Origin of the sequence: Microbulbifer echini (genome assembly GCF_041447225.1) — a bacterium.
GTDB classification, from domain to species: Bacteria; Pseudomonadota; Gammaproteobacteria; order Pseudomonadales; family Cellvibrionaceae; genus Microbulbifer; species Microbulbifer echini.
Window position 1 is genome coordinate 388,419 of the sequence record NZ_JBGMEL010000001.1, and the last position, 21,736, is coordinate 410,154.

Annotated in this window: 24 protein-coding genes and 1 riboswitch; of the genes, 12 read left to right on the forward strand and 12 right to left on the reverse strand. The window is 53.2% G+C overall.

Annotation, left to right across the window (positions count from 1 at the left end):
* Positions 1–11 precede the first annotated feature (11 nt).
* On the forward strand, positions 12–1,088 hold the full coding sequence (locus ACCI51_RS01605; RefSeq protein WP_371842357.1) for an AraC family transcriptional regulator: 1,077 nt from the start codon (positions 12–14) through the stop codon (positions 1,086–1,088).
* A 160-nt stretch (positions 1,089–1,248) separates the two neighbouring features.
* On the opposite strand, the gene cobO is transcribed toward ACCI51_RS01605, so the two are convergent.
* From cobO to ACCI51_RS01620, 3 genes are all read right to left on the reverse strand, one after another.
* Positions 1,249–1,863 carry a cob(I)yrinic acid a,c-diamide adenosyltransferase gene (gene cobO, locus ACCI51_RS01610; protein WP_299588037.1) on the reverse strand — a complete coding sequence of 205 codons (615 nt, stop codon included), beginning with the start codon at positions 1,861–1,863 and terminating at the stop codon, positions 1,249–1,251.
* A gap of 148 nt (positions 1,864–2,011) precedes the next feature.
* Positions 2,012–2,830 carry an alpha/beta fold hydrolase gene (locus ACCI51_RS01615; RefSeq protein ID WP_371842358.1) on the reverse strand — a complete coding sequence of 273 codons (819 nt, stop codon included), beginning with the start codon at positions 2,828–2,830 and terminating at the stop codon, positions 2,012–2,014.
* 151 nt (positions 2,831–2,981) lie between these two features.
* A complete protein-coding gene (locus ACCI51_RS01620; protein ID WP_371842359.1) occupies positions 2,982–4,796 on the reverse strand; it encodes a TonB-dependent receptor plug domain-containing protein in 1,815 nt (604 codons plus the stop codon).
* A gap of 125 nt (positions 4,797–4,921) precedes the next feature.
* Positions 4,922–5,087, reverse strand: a riboswitch (cobalamin riboswitch).
* 272 nt (positions 5,088–5,359) lie between these two features.
* On the opposite strand from ACCI51_RS01620, the gene ACCI51_RS01625 reads away from it, so the two are divergent.
* On the forward strand, positions 5,360–5,614 hold the full coding sequence (locus tag ACCI51_RS01625) for a hypothetical protein (RefSeq protein ID WP_371842360.1): 255 nt from the start codon (positions 5,360–5,362) through the stop codon (positions 5,612–5,614).
* Positions 5,615–5,656: 42 nt separating this feature from the next.
* Positions 5,657–6,748, forward strand: a complete 1,092-nt coding sequence (locus ACCI51_RS01630) for a YHYH protein (protein ID WP_371842361.1) — start codon at positions 5,657–5,659, stop codon at positions 6,746–6,748.
* 51 nt (positions 6,749–6,799) lie between these two features.
* Here ACCI51_RS01630 and ACCI51_RS01635 read toward each other — a convergent pair whose 3' ends face one another.
* The 4 genes from ACCI51_RS01635 to radA are packed head-to-tail and all read right to left on the reverse strand — an operon-like array spanning position 6,800 to position 10,806.
* Positions 6,800–7,594 carry an ABC transporter ATP-binding protein gene (locus tag ACCI51_RS01635; RefSeq protein ID WP_371842362.1) on the reverse strand — a complete coding sequence of 265 codons (795 nt, stop codon included), beginning with the start codon at positions 7,592–7,594 and terminating at the stop codon, positions 6,800–6,802.
* Positions 7,591–8,586, reverse strand: a complete 996-nt coding sequence (locus ACCI51_RS01640) for a FecCD family ABC transporter permease (protein ID WP_299588022.1) — start codon at positions 8,584–8,586, stop codon at positions 7,591–7,593. The genes ACCI51_RS01635 and ACCI51_RS01640 overlap by 4 nt, the downstream gene beginning before the upstream one ends.
* On the reverse strand, positions 8,570–9,400 hold the full coding sequence (locus ACCI51_RS01645) for an ABC transporter substrate-binding protein (protein WP_371842363.1): 831 nt from the start codon (positions 9,398–9,400) through the stop codon (positions 8,570–8,572). The genes ACCI51_RS01640 and ACCI51_RS01645 overlap by 17 nt, the downstream gene beginning before the upstream one ends.
* Positions 9,401–9,405: 5 nt before the next feature.
* Positions 9,406–10,806 carry a DNA repair protein RadA gene (radA, locus tag ACCI51_RS01650; RefSeq protein WP_299588017.1) on the reverse strand — a complete coding sequence of 467 codons (1,401 nt, stop codon included), beginning with the start codon at positions 10,804–10,806 and terminating at the stop codon, positions 9,406–9,408.
* 318 nt (positions 10,807–11,124) lie between these two features.
* Here radA and ACCI51_RS01655 point away from each other — a divergent pair, with 318 nt between their 5' ends.
* The 6 genes from ACCI51_RS01655 (at position 11,125) to ACCI51_RS01680 (ending at position 15,857) form a co-directional block, all read left to right on the forward strand.
* The gene (locus ACCI51_RS01655; protein WP_371842364.1) at positions 11,125–11,526 is read left to right on the forward strand and encodes a pseudoazurin; all 402 of its coding nucleotides are present in this window, start codon (positions 11,125–11,127) and stop codon (positions 11,524–11,526) included.
* 13 nt (positions 11,527–11,539) lie between these two features.
* Positions 11,540–12,337: an oxygen-binding di-iron domain-containing protein gene (locus ACCI51_RS01660; RefSeq protein WP_371842365.1), complete on the forward strand. Its 798-nt coding sequence runs from the start codon at positions 11,540–11,542 to the stop codon at positions 12,335–12,337.
* Positions 12,338–12,358: 21 nt separating this feature from the next.
* Positions 12,359–12,793 (forward strand): hypothetical protein, encoded by a 435-nt coding sequence (locus tag ACCI51_RS01665; RefSeq protein ID WP_371842366.1) that lies wholly within the window; start codon positions 12,359–12,361, stop codon positions 12,791–12,793.
* Between the two features lie 114 nt (positions 12,794–12,907).
* Complete coding sequence (locus ACCI51_RS01670) at positions 12,908–13,390, forward strand: DUF411 domain-containing protein (RefSeq protein ID WP_371842367.1); 483 nt, start codon at positions 12,908–12,910, stop codon at positions 13,388–13,390.
* A 9-nt stretch (positions 13,391–13,399) separates the two neighbouring features.
* Complete coding sequence (locus ACCI51_RS01675; RefSeq protein ID WP_371842368.1) at positions 13,400–15,127, forward strand: copper resistance system multicopper oxidase; 1,728 nt, start codon at positions 13,400–13,402, stop codon at positions 15,125–15,127.
* Positions 15,120–15,857, forward strand: a complete 738-nt coding sequence (locus ACCI51_RS01680; RefSeq protein WP_371842369.1) for a copper resistance protein B — start codon at positions 15,120–15,122, stop codon at positions 15,855–15,857. The genes ACCI51_RS01675 and ACCI51_RS01680 overlap by 8 nt, the downstream gene beginning before the upstream one ends.
* A gap of 289 nt (positions 15,858–16,146) precedes the next feature.
* Here ACCI51_RS01680 and ACCI51_RS01685 read toward each other — a convergent pair whose 3' ends face one another.
* The gene (locus tag ACCI51_RS01685) at positions 16,147–17,229 is read right to left on the reverse strand and encodes an MBL fold metallo-hydrolase (RefSeq protein WP_371842370.1); all 1,083 of its coding nucleotides are present in this window, start codon (positions 17,227–17,229) and stop codon (positions 16,147–16,149) included.
* 156 nt (positions 17,230–17,385) lie between these two features.
* Between ACCI51_RS01685 and ACCI51_RS01690 the strand changes: the two genes are divergently transcribed.
* The 3 genes from ACCI51_RS01690 to ACCI51_RS01700 all read left to right on the forward strand — a co-directional run bounded on the left by ACCI51_RS01690 (position 17,386) and on the right by ACCI51_RS01700 (position 19,241).
* Positions 17,386–17,988: a TetR/AcrR family transcriptional regulator C-terminal domain-containing protein gene (locus tag ACCI51_RS01690; RefSeq protein ID WP_371842371.1), complete on the forward strand. Its 603-nt coding sequence runs from the start codon at positions 17,386–17,388 to the stop codon at positions 17,986–17,988.
* Between the two features lie 358 nt (positions 17,989–18,346).
* Positions 18,347–18,664 carry a hypothetical protein gene (locus ACCI51_RS01695; protein WP_371842372.1) on the forward strand — a complete coding sequence of 106 codons (318 nt, stop codon included), beginning with the start codon at positions 18,347–18,349 and terminating at the stop codon, positions 18,662–18,664.
* A 151-nt stretch (positions 18,665–18,815) separates the two neighbouring features.
* Complete coding sequence (locus ACCI51_RS01700; protein WP_371842373.1) at positions 18,816–19,241, forward strand: N-acetyltransferase; 426 nt, start codon at positions 18,816–18,818, stop codon at positions 19,239–19,241.
* Positions 19,242–19,422: 181 nt separating this feature from the next.
* Here ACCI51_RS01700 and arsH read toward each other — a convergent pair whose 3' ends face one another.
* The 4 genes from arsH to ACCI51_RS01720 all read right to left on the reverse strand — a co-directional run bounded on the left by arsH (position 19,423) and on the right by ACCI51_RS01720 (position 21,519).
* Entirely contained in the window at positions 19,423–20,151 is a 729-nt protein-coding gene (arsH, locus tag ACCI51_RS01705; protein ID WP_371842374.1) for an arsenical resistance protein ArsH, read from the reverse strand.
* A 62-nt stretch (positions 20,152–20,213) separates the two neighbouring features.
* Positions 20,214–20,546 (reverse strand): ArsR/SmtB family transcription factor, encoded by a 333-nt coding sequence (locus tag ACCI51_RS01710; RefSeq protein WP_299588283.1) that lies wholly within the window; start codon positions 20,544–20,546, stop codon positions 20,214–20,216.
* Positions 20,547–20,932: 386 nt separating this feature from the next.
* Positions 20,933–21,205 carry a hypothetical protein gene (locus ACCI51_RS01715; RefSeq protein WP_371842375.1) on the reverse strand — a complete coding sequence of 91 codons (273 nt, stop codon included), beginning with the start codon at positions 21,203–21,205 and terminating at the stop codon, positions 20,933–20,935.
* Complete coding sequence (locus tag ACCI51_RS01720; protein WP_299588290.1) at positions 21,202–21,519, reverse strand: hypothetical protein; 318 nt, start codon at positions 21,517–21,519, stop codon at positions 21,202–21,204. Before ACCI51_RS01720 ends, ACCI51_RS01715 begins: the two co-directional genes overlap by 4 nt.
* Positions 21,520–21,736: the final 217 nt, after the last annotated feature.

Here is a 21,736-nt window from a genome sequence, read left to right on the forward strand (position 1 = left end):
TTAATAAAAAATTGACTCAACAAATAAGAACGACCCTGTTAACAGGCTTTTACGAGTTGGTGAGCCAATTAAAAGGTAGCCCTGAGGCACTACTGATCAGTTCGCGCATCAACCCCCATCAGGTGGAAAGCCTGGATGGATATCTCGGCTTGGATTTGGTCGCCGATCTGGTGGACAGAGCCGCGACCCAATTGAACTGTTCTGACTTTGGCTTGCGCCTCGCCTACAGCCAAGGAGCCGCCGCCCTCGGGTCCCTGGGTGCCGCTGTACTACAGTCCCTTACTCTCGGCGAGTTCCTGAATGCTGCGGTTAAACAACTGGGTAGCCCACCCTATGACCTTCGGGTTGAACTCACAAAAAAGGGCAGATACACACACCTCAATTTCCACTGCATTGATGACCTCGAGCACTTACTCCCTTCGGACTCCCACCTAGCCCCACAGCAATGCCGGGAGTTTCTGGTTGGGGTATCTCTCGTGGCCCTGCAGCACCTGTGCGGGAGTAACTTTCAACTGGAGAGCGTTCACCTAAAAACTGAACGGCCCCTGCATGAATATTACGAAAACTTCTTTGGTGTCCCGGTGCACTTTGGCCAGGAAAATGATGCATTTATTCTAAATAGCGGCTCACTGCTACAACCCACGGAGAAATGTAATCCGAGCCTGCGCCCGTTATTGAAAACTTACATTGAAGAGCTGTTACAGCAGGGAGAGACCAGCCTGGTAAAACAGGTCCAGCAGCTGATTTACTGCCTGATGCCATTGAAGCGCAGTAGCCTGCAAGAAGTAGCCAACCAGCTGGGGATGCATAAACGCACCCTGCAACGCCGGTTGCGTGACCGGGAGCTGGTCTTTGAGGATTTACTGGACCGCATTCGCCGGGAGCGCGCCGAGTTTTATTTGAGCGGTAAACAGCCGCCTATGTCACAGATTTCCGATATGTTGGGCTATCGCGAGCAGAGCTCCTTTAACCGCGCCTGTTATCGATGGTTTGGCACCACCCCCATGCGGATCAGGCGGCAGCTAATGGCACAGTTGGCGGAAAAGGAAGCCGCAGAAGCTGAGCAAGCACTAGAGACAGTCGAATAAACACCAGTTCACAAGGTTTTGGCTACGCACTCCTATCGCAGCCAAAACCTTGTGCTTTACCTGCCATAAGGTAGACCTACTACTCCCCTAATATCGCCAGAAAAAAATTACCTCTGTCAGGCAACGTTGCATATTACTCTGAGCGGGCGCCAGCTACAGCTCACCACTCTATGCCCCTGCGAGCGGCAATACCGCTGTTGAACGCATGCTTTTCCGCGCGCATTTCACTTACGGTATCGGCGATATCCTTAAGGTACTGCTTGGCGCCACGCCCAGTAATAATTACCGTCTGTTCCCTTGGGCGCTGAGTTATCGCCTGTAATACTGCCTCTTTATCCAACCAGCGGTAATTCAGCGCGTAGGTCAGCTCATCCAATACCACGAGGTACACCTCTTTATTGCGCAGGGCCTCCCGGGCTTTCTCCCAAAGCGCTATAGCAGCAGCTTTATCGGCGTCAAAGTCCTGAGTTTCCCAGGTAAAATCGGTACCCATTTGGTGCCATTGCAGCGGGTGGGCAGCACTCATCAATAGGTTCTTCTCACCGCACTCCCAGGTCCCCTTTATAAACTGAGTGACTACGGTGGAATAGCCATAACCCAGAGCACGGGTAACTGTGCCCATAGCCGCAGTGGTTTTGCCCTTGCCATCACCGGTGTAGAGAACCACTATGCCGCGTTCCTCCAGAGCTTTGGATACCGCCTCATCCACAACCTTCTTGCGGCTTTGCATACGCGCCTTATGGCGACCATTTTTGTCTTGTGATTCAGGACTCATAAACACCAACAAATATTAGAATTAATGAAAATGTGCATATTCACTTTCTAGGATCAAAAGGGAAATAATTTCCCGATCAACAAATGCCCCTCCCCATATCGCCACCAGTGTTATTTTATTCCAGGGGAAAAGGCATCGTTTTCTGTTTTTAATTCCTCATGGCTAAAAAATCTGAGAGAAAATCCCAAATCAGCGGGTCCTGCCAAAGGATATTATGTCCACCAACAAAAATGCCCAAACGTGCATTGGGTATCTGCTGAAATAAAGCCTGCTGATTTTCAAAAGGGGCAACGTTATCATAGCGGCCCGCACATATCAGTGTTTCCACCTTTAATGCCGATAAACGCGAAAAAGTATCGTGCTCCTTTCTCGCTTGCAGTTGCCGTGAACGGCACATAACACCGTCAGATTTCTTTGCGGCCAGCTCACAAACGTGCTGGTAATAATGGCGTAAAGGCGTGTAGAGCGTGGGATTGGTATCCCTGTAATCCGTATCTTGCAGGCGACTATCGCCCGCCGTTATCCATAAATGCACCTTATCATCGAGGCTCATTGCCTCAAGATCGTATTGATGGAATGGGAATGAAGCCCCTCCCCGCCCACCTGAACTGGTCACAAGCAAAATTAGTTTTTGTACTGCGTGAGGATATTGCAGAGCAAACTCCTGGGCGACCATACCACCAAAGGACTCCCCAACCAGGTAGGCGTCCTGCCAACCTACATGCTCCATCAGGTATTTAAGGTCAAGGGCATAATCAGTCATGCTGGGAGAGTCAAGCGGTGAATTGGACTGGCCAATACCGCGGGGATCAAAAGTCAGTATTTGAAAGTAATTTGCCAGCGGGGAATCGTAAATTGTCGGTGACACTCTAAGATCGCTGAGGGTGCCGGGATGGAATACTAGACGGGGGCCATTTCCGCGAATTTCAAAGTGCAATGCCACGTCGTTAAAGCGAAATACCGCCATATCGCGCCTACCACTACATAATCAAATCGCAACAATTGGACCGCCTACTCGGGAGCCCCCTAAATAGCGTAGATCAATCGATTGGGTATAAAGTGAAAAAGAGGATAAGAAGTGAGATAGCCTGCAAAAACTATCTCACTTCGCCCATCTTTTACAGGCTAAACTCTACACCGGCATAAACTGCAGCGCCGGTTGTGTGATAACCCGCGACTTCACGGTAGTCCCGGTCCAGCACATTCTCACCACGAAGATTAACACGTATATTGGGGGAGACCCGATACACTGCATTCAGATCAACCTTGCTATAGTTTTCCAAAGCAATTCTGGTATAACCATCAATACGATCCTCAACCCGCTGCCAGTTACCACTCAGGATCAACTTATCTCCCAGCCATTGCTGGCTTAGGCCGAAGTTAAATACTCTCTGGGGAACTCCACCACGCTGAGCGCCTGTGAAGTCCTCTGAGTTCAGCCAAGTGCCAGTTATCGACCAATCCAGGTTGCTATTAAGGTTGCCGCCCAAGGACAGTTCCACCCCCTCAGATTGACTCTCACCATCATCCTGCTCATAAGACCAGGTTGTGTAGTTATAAAAAATAGCATCGCTGATCTCCTGGTCGAAGTAGGTCAGCTCAGCCTGTAATAATTGTGCCCACTGGTATTCCAGGCCCAACTCATAACCACGACTGGTTTCAGCCCCCAAAGAAGCATTGGTAGTATATTCGTACGGGCTCGGAGCACGATAACCGGTTCCAAAACTCGCACGATACTTGAGCTGCTGATCTTCGCCTAGAGAAACTGGTAGGGCTGCAGAGACACGCCAGCTATTATGATTCTCAACTTCCAGGCTATCCCGGCGATACCCCAGTGTATAAAATAACATTTCAGCAAAGTCACTATGCCATTCAGTAAATAAGCCGGTGCTTTCCAATACCTCATCACCTGAAGTGATACCGGCAAACTCTGTAGCATATTTCTGCTGTTCATATTCCCCCCCAAAAAGCAGTTTTCCGCCGTTCAAGGTATTGCTGCCGATATAATTCGCCTCTCGAATTTCACCATTTGTTATAAAGGGAAGGGACCCAGGGCTGATACCCTCTTCGCGGTCAATCTCCTGTTGAGAAAGGCTCACTTTATGATTCCAGTTGGCTAACTGGTAATGACTACTAAAGATGAAAAATTCCTGGTCGAAGCGACTCAGGCAATCATTAGGAGAAGCCGAAAAACAGTTGTCGTACTCGGTCTCAGTATCCACCTTGCGGTACTGACCCTCGAGAGATAGATTTTCATTTATCTGGTAACCAAGACGTGCACTGGTAGTAAAGTTATCGTAACCATCTTCCTCACCAGAAGAATCTATTTCGGTCGCATTAAAACCATCGGTGGAATAGTCGGAAACATTCAAGTCATAGTACCAGGACTCAATGCTTCCCCCCAGGTTTGCACTGGTGGTCTGGCTTCCGTAACGGCCCGCCTCCACAAAAGCGCTGGCATTAATGCTTTCAGTAGACCTCTTGCTGATAATATTAATCACGCCACCAGCGCCAGCACCGTACAGCATACCCTGTGGACCGCGCAGAACTTCGATGCGCTCTATATCACTGGCCTGCAAGTGCTGCAATTGGGCACTAACCTGCAAACCTGTCGGGTCGGCAATATTCACCCCATCGAGTATTACCAGAGTGCGGAAATTACTTTCTCCACGAATAAACAGAGAACTGACCTTGCCGGCACCGCCACTATTATTGGCAGCCATCCCCGGTAGAGTGCGAATCACATCCAGTAAGCTGGTATATCCCAGGCGTTCAATATCGGTGGCATTAAGAATTGAAACCGATACGCCCAGCTGGCTCTTAGGTAAATCCAGGCGACTAGCCGTTACATTGACTTCTTCCAATTCCGCCGCAAAAGACAACAGCGGTTGCACCGCAGTAAATACTGCAGCGGCTAATATAGTTTTTTTCATTGTGGTTCCCCAATCTCGAACAGAAAAACGGATTGAGGGAGGGTGAGTACAATCGGTGCGCAACCCGCAGTGGGCACACTGACCAGACAAAGCCCTCCGCTTTATCCTCGAGGCCGGATAGAAAATTCCGGCTTTTGCCGCGGGCCGGTATCGGGCTTATCGTATTTCACAAAGAAAAAACGACTTACCGTTGCGGGGGCAGCGCCGGACTCTGTACATACATCACCGGACTTCCCGTTTACCCCAGCCAAGTAAAAAACACTGCTGGGCACCCAAGGCGGCGGAAAGTATAACAGCGTGGCAAGCGCTTCCCTAATTAGGACACAGTATTTTGCCTAGTGGATATTTTCCCGATAAATTTTATTCTGTCGCCCCGATCTCCTCTGACTTTCCGCAATATTTCTTTACCAAAAATCCACATTACTTGCGTATTCCTGAACTATGTTGGCTTGCAGCCACTGGTTAAAAAATATCCCTACGCAAAGAGGGCATACCAGACGCCGGTGTTACCCCATACCTGCCCCTTTGCAGGTAAAGCCCACTCGCCTCCAAAGGAGCACACCATGCACAAGGTTATTCTTCCCATCGCCTTACTGGCCATGATTTCCACGGCAAGCGCGCAACCGCGCAAGCCTCCCCAGGAAGCTTTCGATGCCTGTAACGGTATGTCGGAGGGGGATGCCTGCAAAGTGGAGACACCGCGCGGCACCATGGAGGGCACTTGTCGCAAGCCGCCCCAGCAGGAGCAAATGCTTTGCGTTCCGGCAAAAATGGAAGGTCGCGGCCCGCGCAAAGATAAAAAAGAGGATGCACAGTAACGATTCCGGCCTTTCGGGGGCCGCGCAGTTTGAGAGTATTGTATGACAAAGTGGTTATTACTCAGCCTTACCTGTGTCGCCCCCATGGCTCTGGGTCGCCAGCCGCAAACTGCCGTTGAAGCCTGCCAAAATCTGACCTCCGGCAGCAGCTGTAACATCAATCACAACAGTGGACAGTGTTTCCGTCTGTCTAAATCTCAGGCTCTGATCTGTAGAGCGGACAAATTGGTTATCGCCAAAACCTCTTTGCAAGACCGCGCCAGTGGCATGCCCCCAGCGCGCAGGCACCAGGTGATACAGTCAGAGGGGCTGCGGAACAAAGTCCCCGCCGACAGAGACCCAATCGCCTCCAGCCGTATTAAAGTTACCCTTCAAGGGGCTTGGCGTGTCATTGAAGCCAATGGTATTTCCGCGCACAAAACTGGCGCATTCCCAAATTCCGGTAATCCCCACGAAATCGCAACCCAGCGCTACAAATACCAGGTGCCGACCTCTCCAAAAATGGCGGCAAAGCCCACATCGGTAACCCTGCAAAACTTCGGCATCGCAGTGAACGGTGTGCCCTTCGATCCCAGTGCGGCGGAGTGGTATCTGGGCAATCGCGGGCTCTGGCGCTACGAGGCGCTCTCCGGGGCCGTGCCTCTGGGTGTGGACGAGAACTACGCCCATGTACAGCCGAACGGGGCCTATCATTATCACGGCCTGCCCAGTGGTCTGCTGGCACGACTGCAAGTAAATGCGGATCGGCACTCGGCGTTAATCGGTTGGGCTGCGGACGGCTTTCCAATTTACGCTTTGTACGGCTATAACGAAGGCGGAAACGAAGAGTCCGGCATTGTAAAGATGCACTCCAGTTACCGGGTAAAATCCGGGCAGCGCCCCAAAGGCCACGCCCAGCCCGGCGGCTATTACGATGGCACCTTTGTCGCAGACTATGAGTTCGTCGAGGGGGCGGGTTCCCTGGATGAGTGCAATGGCCGCTTCGTGCGCACTCCGGACTTCCCCCTGGGCACCTACGCCTATTTTCTCACTGAGGAGTGGCCGATTATCCCGCGATGTTTCAGGGGCACACCCTCAAAGGATTTTCGACGCGGGCCGAGAATGGGGCGGCCCAAGCACCGCGTAAAAGGTTAGGCTGAGGGGCCCCTGTTGAGGGCTGAGTGTTGGAGGCTCGGTATTGAAAACTCAACCGCTGGATTTTCGCAACAAATCCAGCGGTACAAAATCGGCGATGCCGTCGCGCCAGCGAAATTCACAGCTCACCCCGTAGGCCTCACCAATCAACGCCGGCGTAAGCACGGCCTGCGGCGCGCCCTGCGCCAGAAGCGCCCCGTCCAGCATCAGCAAAATCCGATCGCAGAAGCGCGCTGCCAGACTGAGGTCGTGCAGAGCCAGTACCACCGTTTTTCCGCTATCGGCCAGGCTGCGGAAATTCTGCATCAACTGCAGCTGGTGGCGGATATCCAGCGCTGCGGTGGGTTCATCGGCGATCAATAACGGCGCCCGCCCCACCAACAAGCGGGCCAGTTGCACTCGGCGCAGCTCACCACCGGACAGCTGAGTGACAGGGCGTTCGGCAAAGGCCTGAGCATCCACCAGCAACAAGGCCTGCTGCACCCGCTGTTCGCGGTCCGGCAAACGCCCCCAGGGCAGCAGCCCCAGCGCAACCATATCCGCCGCACAGAGACTCCACGCCGGGGTTTCCGACTGTGGCAGGAAAGCGCCCAAACGGGCGCGCTGGGATGCCGCTAGACGCCCCGCGTCCTCGCCGTTGAACACTATCCGCCCGGTACTGGGGCGCTGCACCCCGGACAGGCACTGCAACAAACTGCTCTTGCCGGCACCGTTGGGGCCCACCACCGCCGTCAACTCATAAGGCTTAAACGTACAGTCCACACTCCGCAGGACATTCTTGCGCCCGCGCTGCAGCCCCAGCGCGATACAGGCCGCTTCAATCCCTTGCTCAGCCGTATAACTCACAACCACTGCCCCCTGCGCGCGTTCACAATCAGCCAGAAGAAAAAAGGCGCCCCGATAAAAGCGGTTACCGCGCCGATGCGCAGTTCCTGGGCACCGACAACATTAATCACCAGAATATCGGCCAGCAATAACAGCAGCGCGCCGGCCAGAGCACTGACCCACAGAAGCTTGGCGGGGTCCTGGCGTACCAGCGGGCGCACCAGGTGCGGCACCACCAGCCCGACAAATCCGATGGTACCGGCCACCGCCACGGCACCGCCCACGGCACTGGCGATGCCTAAAAGAATGATGAAAGGATACATACGACTCTGAAAACCCAGGGAAGCTGCGCTGTCTTCCCCCAGCGCCAGTGCGCGCAAATAATTGCGCGTAAAAAACAGACAAACTGCCCCCAACCCTAAAAATGGCAGGGCCAATAACAACTGATCCCAGCCTCGATTGGCCAGTGAACCCATTAGCCAAAAAACCACTTCCTGCATGGCAAACATGCTCGGCGCATAGTTGAGCGCCAGTGCGATCAGCGCCGACAGAAACGCATTAATGGCCACCCCGGCCAGCACCAGGCGCCCGGCACTGGCACCGCGCCCGGCCAGCAGCCACACCGCCGCAGCCGCGCTGAAGGCACCGCCGATCGCCAGAGCCTGCAACAACCAGCCGGATTTCCAGGCGGTGCCGTAATAAAGAAATAAAACCGCCACCAGCGCCGCGCCACTGGAGACACCGAGCAGCGCCGGTTCGGCCAGGGGATTGCGCAGCATGCCCTGCATCGCCGCACCGCCCATCCCCAGGGCGGCGCCCACCAATAGCGCCAGCAGGGCGCGGGGCAGGCGCAGCTGCCATAGGATAACCGCGTCACTGCTCTGCCCACCCCAGCCCTCGGCCAGCGCGCTGACAAGATCCACCGATACCGGGCCACTACCCAGGGCGCCGATCAGGGCCACCGGCAAAGCGGCGATCAACAAAAAAACTGCGCTTTTATTGTGCTTTAACAAGGGTTTCTCTCTTATCCATAAGCTGTTGCAGCGTATCCACCACCGCCAGTACCGGGCACAGGCTCAGCTGCGACGGCAGGGTATAGGTGCGGCCGCTGTCGATATAGCGCTGCAACACCGGGTGGCGGGCCGCCAGATAGGCCAGCGCAAAATGCTGCTCACTGCCGTAGAACACCAACAGATCCGGCCGCAGAGCGATCACCTCTTCCAGGCTGATACGGCCGAGCCCCTGCCCACTGGCCAGGTTTTCAAAGCCGGCGCGCTGCAGCAGTTGGTGCTCCAGCATACCGCTACCGTAGGTGATGTTGTTGGCGGAGAGGATCACCGCAGTGGGGCGCCCTCCGCCCGTGGACTGTTCGAGCAGCCCGCTCAGCGCGCGCTTCTGCCTCTGCAGTGGCGCCAGCGGCCCCAGTACCTGTTCCAGCGCATCGAGCTGCTGCTGCAATTGCTCCAGGCTGTAGGCATCGGGAATAGTTACCACATGCACACCCAGTGTCTGCAGCCGCTGGGCCGCGCGCTGGGCGCCGTATTGCCCCGCGAGAACCAGATCCGGCTGCAGGGGCAGCAGCTCTTCTGCACGGGCGCGATTGAGCTGTACATGCTGCGGAATCGGCAGGGAGCGATACTGCTCGGCACCGGAGAGCCAAGTCAGGGAGACGATATCGGCCGGTTTCGCCCAGTGCAGCAGCACCTGATCCAGGCACAGGTTGAGCGAGGCGATGCGCTCATAGGCCTGGGCTTTTCCTGCAAACAGCAGTGCCGCACCGAGTAGTAGCCACCAGGGGAGATAGCGTTTATGGGAATGTGCGGCCATCCTGATCAGCTCATATCGATCACGGCGAGGGCTTCCGCCAGGGTTTTTACCGAATGCATTTCCAAGCCCTCGATATCGTTTTTAAGGCGGTTGGCGGCGGGCACGATCGCCTTGCGGAAACCGTGCTTGGCCGCCTCGCGCAGGCGCTCCTGACCGGAGGGCACCGGACGGATCTCGCCGGATAGGCCCACCTCGCCGAACACCACCAGATCCCGCGACAATACCCGATTGCGGAAACTGGAAACCACGGCCAGCAACAGGGGCAGGTCGGCGCTGGTCTCCACCACTTTGACCCCGCCGACCACATTGATAAACACATCCTGGTCGCCCACCAGTACCCCGCCGTGACGGTGCAGCACCGCCAGCAGCATATTCAAGCGGTTTTGGTCGAGCCCCACGGCCACCCGGCGGGGGTTGCCCAGGCTGCTGTCGTCCACCAGCGCCTGCAGTTCCACCAGCAGCGGGCGGGTGCCCTCCCACACGGAGGTTACCACCGAGCCGGAAGCGATCTCCTCGGCGCGCTGTAGGAAAATCGCCGAGGGGTTGGAGACCTCTTTCAGGCCCTGTTCGGTCATGGCAAACACCCCCAGCTCATTCACGGCCCCGAAGCGGTTCTTGTGCGCACGCAGGGTGCGAAAACGGGAATCGTGGGTGCCTTCGAGTAGGATGGAGCAGTCGATAATATGCTCCAGCACTTTGGGCCCGGCGAGGCTGCCGTCTTTGGTCACATGCCCCACCAGAATGAGCGCGGTACCGGTCTGCTTGGCGAAACGGGTTAGATAAGCGGCGCTCTCGCGCACCTGGGCCACCGAGCCCGGCGCCGACTGCACATCGCTCATATGCATCACCTGGATGGAGTCCACCACCATCACCCGTGGATTCACCTCCTTGGCCGCCAGGCAAATACGCTCTACATCGGTTTCACTGAGCAGTTGCAATGAATCGGTGGGCAAACCCAGGCGCTTGGCGCGCATAGCTACCTGCTGTAAGGACTCCTCGCCGGTGATATACAGCGCCGGCATATTGGTGGCCAAATGGCACAGGGTCTGCAGCAGCACGGTGGATTTACCCGCACCGGGATGGCCGCCGATCAGGACTACCGAGCCCGGCACCAGACCGCCGCCCAATACCCGGTCCAACTCCGAAGCGGAGGTGGGAATACGCGGCAGCTCGCTCAGATCAATTTCCGAGAGCTTTTGCACCTTGCCGGCACCGGCGGCACCGGCATAGCCACTCTGCGCCTCGGTAAAATTGGCCGCACGGCTGTCTTTATGCTCCACACCCAGACGTACTTCAGACAGGCTGTTCCAGGCACCGCAGGCACTGCACTGTCCCGCCCACTTGGTGTAGTCGGCACCACATTCATTGCACACGTAGGCCGTTTTGCGTTTTGCAGCCAAGGTCATTCCCCCAAAGCGTCGCCCGATCGAATTGGCGCACAGTTTACCCCTTATCCCACTCCAGCGGGCAGCGCTTAACGGTCAGGTATGACTCACCTCTACCTCGCCGGCGAGTTGGCACCTGTTTCACCTGTCTCGTGGGTCTACGCGATTGATCTAGATCAATTCACCGTCTTTTCACCGGGCTAATATCCGGCGCGGCGCAGCTCTTTTGCAGGTTGAGCCGGAGCAAGACTCTCGATAACGCAACAACACCGACAACCGATTAAACAGGAAGTAACTATGTCGTCTATTTCTCTTCGCGGCGCAATTCTGGCGCTCGTCATGGCCTCGACCCCCGCCCTGGCTGCAGATCACGAAGTTAAGATGCTGAACCAGGGCAAGGACGGCATGATGACGTTCGAGCCCGCCTTCCTGACAGTTGCAGCGGGCGATAGCGTCACTTTCCTGCCCACCGACATGGCCCACAACAGCCACTCGGTACTCTCCCCGACCGATGGCGCCAGCTGGAATGGCAGCATGGGTGAAAAAGTCACCGTGACACTGAACAAAGAAGGGGTTTACCTGTACCAGTGCGATCCGCACCTGCCCCTGGGCATGGTGGGCGTAATACAGGTGGGTCAGGCGGGCAATCTGGAAGATGCCAAGAAACACGCCGAGGGAATGAGTGAACGAATTGCGGTCAACAAGGAGCGTCTCAACCAGTACCTCGACCTGATTCAATAAGAGGAGCCGCGGCGTGGACATCTTATTTGAGCAAGGCCCCCACCTGGTTGCACGCTTCTGCGATCTGGTCGAGGAGCAGAACGGCAGCGACGGCGTACAGGCCAACCAGTTTGTGATACGCCGCGGTACCAAGGGTGCGTTAATTGATCCAGGTGGCGATCTCACTTATACGCCCCTGACCATCGAACTCAGCCGCCATCTCAATCTGAGTGATTTGGAATATATCCTGGCTTCGCACCAGGATCCGGACATCATCGCCTCCCTGCCCCGCTGGATGCTGCACTCACGCTGCAAAGTGGCGGTATCCAAACTGTGGTCGCGCTTTTTGCCACATCTCGTGTCTGGATTTGTGGCCTCGCGCGCCGGCAGCGAACGGTGGCAAGAGCGTATCATTCCCCTCAGTGACAAGGGGGAAATTCTGCCCTTTGCCGGCAGCGAGATCTGGGCCCTGCCCGCGCACTTTATGCACTCCTGCGGTAATTTCAGCTTTTACGACCCGATCAGCCGTATCCTGTTTTCCGGCGATGTGGGCGCCTCCCTCGGCGGCGAAGAGGGTGAAGTGAACGATTTCGACATGCACATTCCCTCCATGGAGGGCTTCCACCAGCGCTATATGGGCGGCAACTGGGCCTGCCGCCTGTGGGTAAAAATGGTTCGGGAGCTGAACCCCGCCATGATCGTACCCCAACACGGCGGATACTTTGCCTCTGCGGAAGTCAAGGAGCGCTTCCTCGGCTGGCTGGAGCGCCTGGAGTGCGGCCCGGACCTGCTGCGCCATCAGGATTACCGATTGCCTCTGGGAAAATCCTGATTCGACCGGATTGCGCGGGGAGTGGAATGCTCCCTGTGCTCCCGCCCTGACCGCTTGCGCCCTCTGCAGACCGCACATACACTGCCTAGCGAACTGCTTCTGACTCACGTTATGCGCAACGGCTCCTTTCGCACACTGCTGCTCATTTTGCTGCTGGCCTTCGCCGGCCTGGCATCGGCCGTGCCCTGTGCGGAGCCCGCCGACATAGCGCCGCAGAGTATGACAAACGGCGAACAAAGCCACTGCGCATCCGATCAGCCCGCTGACTGCCGCAGCGAACACAGCGGCGACTGCGGAATCGAATGCAGCTGTTGTCCTGGACTGAGCAATAGCCTCGCCGCAGTCTCGGAGAGCAAACCCAACTTCACCCGCTCGCCCCCCGAGGCAACCGCTTATTCGGTATTTACCCCCGCCCCCGACCCGGAAAATACCCTGCGACCTCCCATCCTTCGCTGACCTCAAGATCCAACCGCAAAATTCTGATTAGACCTTTTTCGCCTGCCCGAGACCAAGCGCACCCGCGCCATTTGGTTCGCGCAACGATTATTTTTGAACGACAGGAGTTATCCCATGAACCGCTCTTTAATGGCTGCCATTGCCACACTTTTGACCGCGCTAGCGTTGAGCGCCTGTGCCGAACCGGACAAATCTCCGGCGCAGAGCCTCACCACTTACAAATCTGCCACCTGTGGCTGTTGCAAGGTGTGGGTAGACCACGCCCGGGACAACGGCTTCGATGTGGTGGCAAAGGATGTCGATGATCTTAACGGCGTCAAAAAGCAGCACAGAATTGAACCCCGCTACCAGTCTTGCCACACCAGTGTGTCCAGAGAGGGCTATGTTTTCGAAGGGCATGTACCCGCTAAATTGATTCAGCGCTTTTTACAGAATCCACCGCGGGGTGCCTACGGGCTGGCCGTGCCCGGTATGCCACTGGGCAGCCCCGGCATGGAAGTGGGCAACCGCTTTACCCCCTACCAGGTAATGCAGCTAAACGAGGACGGCAGCAGTGTGGTGTATGCACAGATCGATGCGGCCGGAGAACAGTTCTGAGGACTGTCGATGACAAAATCCCACGGGTGCGACGCGCTGACGCGCCGCACCTTTGTGACCGGAATCAGTGCCGGCATGGCCCTCCTGGGTCTGCCCGGCTTCCCCCCCCCCGCCAGGGCGAGGGTGCCTCCACCGGCGACGCTTATAGGCGACCGCTTTGACCTGACACTGGGCTATCGCCCGGTCAATTTCTCCGGTCTTCCCGGCACGGCCCTAGCCATCAATGGCGCCACTCCCGGCCCCATTTTGCGCTGGAAAGAGGGCCGGACTATCACCCTGGATATCCACAATCCGCTCCCCACAGGCAGCGCAATTCATTGGCACGGTATCAAACTGCCGAGCACCATGAACGGCATACCCGGCATCAGTTTTGCCGGTATTCTGCCCGGTCAACGCTTCCGCTACCGCTTTAATGTGCAACAGAGTGGCACCTACTGGTATCAAAGCGCCTGGGGCTTTCAGCAGCAACAGGGACTCTACGGTGCCATCGTCATCGACCCAGCCGAAGCGGACCCTATCACCAGCGACCGGGACTATGTGGTGCTACTGTCGGACTGGAGCGATGAACGTCCCACCACTATTTACGCCAACCTGAAAAAAGACGGCCACTACTACGGTCGCCGCCATCAGCGCACTGCCACCGATCTTTGGCGCGAAGTGCGCGCCAAAGGCATCGAGCAGACCCTGCGCGAGCGGCACCGCTGGAATTTGCTCAGTCAATCCGACCGCACTGTCTCCGATGTCAGCGGATATACTTTTTTACTCAACGGGCAGACCCCCGAAGACAACTGGACCGCTCTGTTCAAGCCCGGAGAAACCGTGCGGCTGCGTTTTATCAACGCCTCCGCCATGACCCTGTTCGACCTGCGTATTCCCGACTTGGCCATGACCGTCGTCGCGGCCGACGGCCAAAATATCCAGCCGCTGCGGGTGGATGAATTTCGGCTCGGCACCGGCGAGACTTACGATGTCGTAGTGCGCCCCAGCGGCGACAGACCTTACACCGTATTTGCGCAAGCTATCGACCGTAGCGGCTACGCCAGTGGCACCCTAACCCCACAGGCAGGGCTCACCGCCGAAGTGCCCCCTATGGACCCAATCCCGGTGCTGGGCAAACGTGACCTGGGCCTGACCAATGCCAATTCCACGCCGGACTCTGACGAAGAATCTATGGCGAGACTCGCTCCCGCAGGGCTGGGTAGTAACAGCCCTATCGCCCATCCATCCAGTGAAAAAAGTTTTGCCGTAGCAACCCGCGCACAAGCACCCGCGAGTGGCTTAAATGATCCGGGGGTGGGCCTGCGCCTACACCGGCGACGCCACAACCGTCGGGTACTCACCTACGCCGACCTGCGTAGCCTCACACCCACAACCGACCAGCGCCAACCCCAGAGAGAATTACAGCTTCACCTAACCGGCAACCAAGACCGCTATATGTGGTCTATCGACGGCATTAAATTCAAAGATGCCTACCCCCTGGTTTTTAATCACGGCGAACGCCTGCGCATCACCCTGGTAAACGACACCCTGCTTATCCAGCCGATGCATCTACACGGTTTCTGGAGCGAGCTGGAGACCGGGGACGGAACCTATTTGCCGCGCAAGCATACAGTTCTGGTGCAACCCAGCGCCAAAATCAGTTATCTGGTCAGTGCCGATACCTATGGGCGCTGGGCACTGCAAAGCCAGATGTTGTATCGCACACAGGGGATGTGTCGAGAGGTGCGTATTGTTTAAATTATTTTCCTGCACTTTAACCATCGCACTTTGCCTCCTGAGTACGGCGATTTATGCCCAGCAGCAAGGCCCCATACACCACAGCATCCAATTTCGCAGTGGAGGGGAAAAACCCGTAGTAAAAGTCAGCCTCGATTATTTTGAACTACGTGGCCAAAACGGCGCGGAAATCGAAGGAGATTTTACCTATGGGGGCGATGTCAATAAAGTGGGCATCGAAGTGGATTTCGAACGTACCGCCGGGGAGGTGGAAAGAAAGGAATTATGGGGTTTCTACAGCCGCGCCATCACGGCGAACTGGAACCTGATCGCTGGTATTCGCCACGATTTCCAATTGGAAAGCAACAGCCGCAACTGGGCTCTTATTGGCATAGTCGGAGAAACACCTTACTCATTAGAATTGGATGTCGTTTTTTTTGTCGGCAAAAGTGGCAGTACCGCCCTGAGGATTGAAGGAGAATACGATCTAAAGATCGCGGAAAAATGGAGTTTGGTTCCCCGATGTGAACTGAATTTCTTCGGGCAAAATGACGAAGAGATTGGCACCGGATCGGGTTTGTCAGAGTTAGAATTAGGAATACGCCTGTTCTATAAAGTTTCCCCAAAATTTTCTCCCTATGCCGGCGTACACTATTCTAGGGAAATAGGAAATTCTGCAGATTTCGCCAGGGAAGAAGGCGAGGATGTGGGCCTAACTGTCTGGGCTTTGGGCTTCCGCGCCTGGTTTTAATGTAAAGAACGGCCCTTCTTTGCTAACACTTAACGCTAACTATTTGTTGGCTCAAAGTGATTGGCACAGTGTCTTAATACCAATCACTTTCATTGATTCAAAAAATAAAATAGCGCCTCCCTTACTTGAGTAATAAATACTGCACGCTAGATCGCCGCATAATTATTGGCGTATATGCCAGTAGTATTTTTCCTTTAAATCCACTGACAAACGTACTAGAACTCTTTCCATCTCACCTACTTTCAAGCGATAGTTTCGCCCTTACCCGTTGATCAAATCATTACTTCGGTCACAACGAGGGTTCGACGGCCAGCTCACCAGAATCACCGGTAACCATCTCCCGCCACCAGGTTCGGGTTGCCAGTGGCGTTACCACATTCACCGGAGCGCCAACAATTGGTGTCAGTAATGTCACGCCTTGGCTTTCGGCGGCAGCCTGCACTCGCTCCAGAGGCTCAAACCAATCGTGCAAAGCAAGGTCAAAAGTGCTGTTATGGATTGGTATTATCGCCCGACCGCGCAAGTCCAAATGTGCCTGCACACTCTCCTCCGGCTGCATGTGGATTTCACTCCACAAATCGTTATAAGCACCCGTTTCAATCAGGGTCAGATCAAAGGGACCGTAGCGCTCACCGATTTCTCGAAAGCCACCGAAATAACCACTATCACCACTAAAGAAAATTCGCGCATCGCGCCCACCAATTACCCAACTGGCCCAAAGGGTCTTATCCCGGTCGGCAAGACCACGTCCGGAAAAATGCTGGGCCGGAGTTGCTGTAAATTGCAAACTGCCCAATGAGAAGGACTGCCACCAGGCAAGCTCGGTAATTTTGCCCGCGTCCACCCCCCAGCTCTGTAGATGTCTGCCGACGCCGGTGGGGACGATAAAGCGCTCCACTTTTTCATCCAGGGTGCGCACGCTGGCCTTATCCAGATGATCGTAGTGATCGTGGCTGATTATCACCGCTTTCAATGCAGGCAGGTCCTGCAGGGACAGTGGCAGTGGATGGAAACGTTTCGGCCCCATCCACTGAAACGGCGAAGCGCGCTCACTGAATACCGGGTCAGTAAGCACATAGTCTCCATCAAGATGGATCAATACCGATGAGTGACCCAAGCGATAAACAGTGGGCCGCCCCTCATTGTCAGCAAGTACTTTCCCAGTGATGGATTGCAAGGGAATTGGCACTTTCGGTACCGGTGCAGCTCTCTCGGTGCGGATATAGGCATTGAGCATCTCCACAACCTTTCCCATTCCGGCTTTGTAGTCAATTTCCGTATTTTGAAACTTCTCGGATTGAGTCGCACAGCTATTAAAGAAACCAATCGACATAACAATAACCCCTACAAATAGGTACCAACGCTTCTTCATAGATACCACCAAGTAAACTATACCGTACAGTGTATGTACGACAAAGGAAAAAGTAAACCGGTTAGTGTAAAATTGCTCACCGAAAGAGACCCCTAGTGGGTAGTGGGCAGGTGCCCGGATGCAAACAGAGATACCGAGAGTCCCATGAGTGAAAAGATGTCAACCAGAAGCGCGCTGAAACGCCAAGCCATTATCGATGCCGCCAAACAGGCCTTTCATGAACTCGGTGTCCAGGGTACCAGCATGGATGAATTGTCAGCCCGCGCCCAAGTGTCAAAGCGGACTGTGTATAACCACTTTGCCAGCAAGGAAGCGCTGGTTATGTATTTGATTGGCGAGCTCTGGCAACAGGCAACCCTGTCTCCCGGCTGCGACTACAACCCAAACAACGATCTACATGCACAACTGCGCACCTTGCTAGCATTGGAAATTAAAACCATCTGCAACCCGCAGTATATTGAATTGAACCGTATGGCCTTCGACTACTTCTTTCACCAGCCGGATGCTCTGCACAAGGAAATGGAAAAATTTAAAGCCAATGAAACCGGTGTACAACGCTGGATAAAAGCCGCTGCGGCCGATGGCCGCCTGAAGCAGCTGGATCCTGAAATTGCCAGTGGACAGATTCACAACTTGATTAAAGGTAGCTGCTTCTGGCCGCAGCTGTTACAACTTTCGGGACCACCTAACCAGGCCGAGCAGGAGGCCCTGGCTGAGCGTACAGCGGCTATGTTTTTAAGCTATTATCAAACTTTATAAGCCTATCTGCTCGCTCTTTATATCCGTTAGGATTTGCAGGGTTACTCCACATAAAAATTCGCCGAGATACTTTGACGATGCAGCGTTTAAGCCGCATTCATACATCTTAGGAGCTTATAGATTTGATTAAACAACTTGGGCGAAAGGGTTCGAAAATAAAAACCTCTATAGAAAGCTCCGTTCGCGAACGGTAATCCACAATAAAATTTTAAACATCAATAGATGTATTTTATTCCAACCCTGACTTGGTGAAAACCTATATTACTGCAACACCCAACAAGGATATCACTCGCATTGAATATCGAACCTTTAATAAGAGTACGTGTATTGCCAATTTTTGATTTTACCTAAGAGCGAGGTGATTAATGAATTTGAAGTATTTATCACTCCTTATTGCTATCAGCTGCATTTTTTTGAAGAATGGGTGCCAACCGAAATCATGATCAAGTATACGGAATCCATTGTTAATTTATGGATAAAAAGAGAAATCGATGGTTACTTGTTTAAGCATTTATTCTCATGTGACATACACGATGAGATTGACAGAATAATTTTCAGGATGAAAGACATCCTAATCAATGAAAGACCTGAAGATAAAACAACAAACACACAGATCAGTGGAGCATCTATGTCAATGCCAAATTATCCACAAAAGAAAACTTTCTCGATAACTTGACATTTTCAAAGTGAACTTAGGCATCGGCCTAATTTTAGAGTCAGAGATGACAGATAGCATCTATCAAACACTCGAGAATTATGTGTTCTTTTCATGGAGCACAGGAGTTTGTGTCATTTAGATCCTATTAAATCCAGGAAACAGAAAGATAATGATCAGAAAATATAAACCAAAAGATACAGATACCGTTTTAGATATTTGGCTGAAAGCCTCTGCCGAAGCACACAATTTTATCTCTCCTGAATTCTGGGAGTCACAATTAGACAACATGCGCAATATCTATCTACCCTCCTCAGAAACTTATACTTATGAGAGACAAACGGAGATAGCTGGATTTTATTCCCTTTACGGGCACTCACTTGCGGCGCTCTTTGTTTATCCACATCTCCAAGGCCAGGGTATAGGAAAACAGCTGCTTTCTCACGCGAAATCCAAACAACCTCACCTGACACTGGCCGTTTATAAAGAAAACGTAGCCAGCTTTCGCTTTTACATATCTCAAGGATTTCAGCTGATTAAAGAACAAGTCGATGAGCACACCGGGCATATCGAATATTTAATGGAAATAAAAATCTAGCCACCACGACCGATTATAAAATCATTCACAACGATTAGTTATTTTATTCACCTGCAATAATTAGGCGGGAAAATAGTAATTTATATTACCCGCATAACTCTGCCTAGTGAAAAGGTGAGAAAATAACCCTACTAGCAAGAAGCTCATTAGTATCACCCCAAAATTTTTCTCCAGAAGCCAATTAAGCTACTTTGTGAGATCCCGCTAATCCACATGATACTACTGTATTTTTGACCGTTCCTTCAGCTGCGACCAGCTGTTCACCCTTAGCCTCACTAAAACGTTCCGTCAAATAATCACTCTGCCCACGCAGCAATATAGTAGTCTTAACCAACTCTTCCAAAACATCGATAACCCGATCCCGGAATGAGGAATCCTTTAGGCGCCCCAGCTCATCAAATTCCTGCCACGCCTTGGCAATGGAGGATTGATTGGGAATCGTGAACATGCGCATCCAACGCCCTAGTACGCGCAGACTGTTAACTGTATTGAACGACTGGGAGCCACCGGATATCTGCATGACTGCCAAGGTTTTTCCCTGAGTGGCTCGGGTTGCGCTCTGATCCAGTGGTAGCCAGTCAATCTGGTTTTTGAAAACCGCAGATATATTCCCGTGGATCTCCGGGCTGATCCAGACCTGCCCTTGGCTCCAAGCCGACCATTCTCTCAATTGATGTACCTTCGGGTGCTCAAAATTGACACCGTCGTAGAGCGGAAGGTCAGCGGGATCAAACAAACGCACCTCGGCATCAAAGTACTGCAGTATTTCGGCAACTTGATTAGCCAGTAAGCGTGAAAAAGAATTGGGCCTAAGCGATCCATACAGAATCAGAATTTTTGCAGGCTCGCTGCTGGGCGAAGATTTCTGCAAACGCCGTTGGATTTCGCTGCGGGTATGCCTGGGTAGCATAAGACTTTACCTCAAAATACCTATATTTCTGGAATATTCGAAATATAGGTTAAAATAATAGACTAGTTACAGTTAACCGATTCCTGGCCAGGTGTCATACAACACTCTTCCATCAGGTAATTCACCAAGCCCATAAGTTCGGGGAAACAGGCTTCGCAACGCAACACTCTTCCTTCGCGTTTTTGTACCATCAAACCAGAGCTAACTAATCGACTGATGTGGTGAGACAATGTAGAGCCCGGAATATCCAGCTGTTCCTGAATAGCACTTACGGCAAGACCATCTGGTCCCGCTTTAACCAGCAGGCGATAGATTGCTAAGCGGGTGGTATGACCCAGCTCAGCGAGTTTCTTGGCGGCATCTTGGTGTTCCATGGCAATTACGATATACCACACTGAGCAATCTGTAAACTACATTTCTAGAAACTTCGAAATTAATCCAAATTATAGCACCCCAAGGGGTAACATTCTGAAGCCACCAATGAAGCTCCCCCAATAAGGCTGACTACAGAGGACCTCATAGAGCCTGAAGTCTGGCGCTTCTATTTATCGGTCATTTATCCGTGGGGCTGAATTGTAAGGGGCGAGTGATTGTTAATATTGGAGTCCTATCGATTTTGGAATAACAGCATACCCTTACCGGAAGCAATTCATCACTTATTCCTAATGGGGTTTTTCAAACCATTCCAGCACTATACCCTGAACCTAGAGTGCTATATTAGAAAGCTTTTGTAAGTATTGACCTATAAAAATAGTATTTAATCTTACCTATAAACCTACACTCAACTCTGAAGTGCATTACCCTTTAGGCTGCCGAGAAAGCCGTATATTCTCCCAATATCTGCCTGGAATTTTATAGCCCAACGTTTTCTGAGACGATTATGTAAACGCTCAATAAAAACTTCGACATCATTTTGAATCACAAGCTTGAAGTCCGTATTTCTCGGAAAGTACTGGCGCAGCAAGCCATTAGTGATCTCATTCAGGCCACTCCCCCAAGAGGTATACGGATGCGCAAAATAGATGGCTGAATCCAGTACCTCGCCAGTCTTCACGTGCAGGGCAAATTCTTTTCCATTAAGATAGCAATGGTGTGTAATAAGACTTTATACGGCTCAAGTTTAGCGACCAACTCTGCCGTTTTGCGCTCAACCTTCTGAAAGAGAGTAAATTTACTCTTACCATCTACTCTGGTAACCAGGGCACCGCTATGGCCTTTACCTATAGCGGTATCTAGTTCCCCGTCTCCGATGCGAGTTTTATCATCGATAACTGGTGGGCGCTGCTCGATGCTGATGGCGTTCTTGATGTGCCCGCGAGTTGATTTTCCATTTGCTCGTTTGTCGTAGGGTCTATCCCGGCGCCGCAAGTTCTCCTACAGGGTACCACGCTGCTTATCAGCCCAGACATGCAGGTAAATGATTTCATGGCTGAGACAGACTTTCTTCCTGTTCTAGCCTGCCAGAGATTTTCTTTGGGCTCCATTGCAGCTTCAGCTTGCTCTCTATCCCTGCAATGTTCTTGGGTAGCATCTTTGTTGTTATTCTCGCTTATCTACACCGCTCTTCAGTCATCCGTTGGGCTTG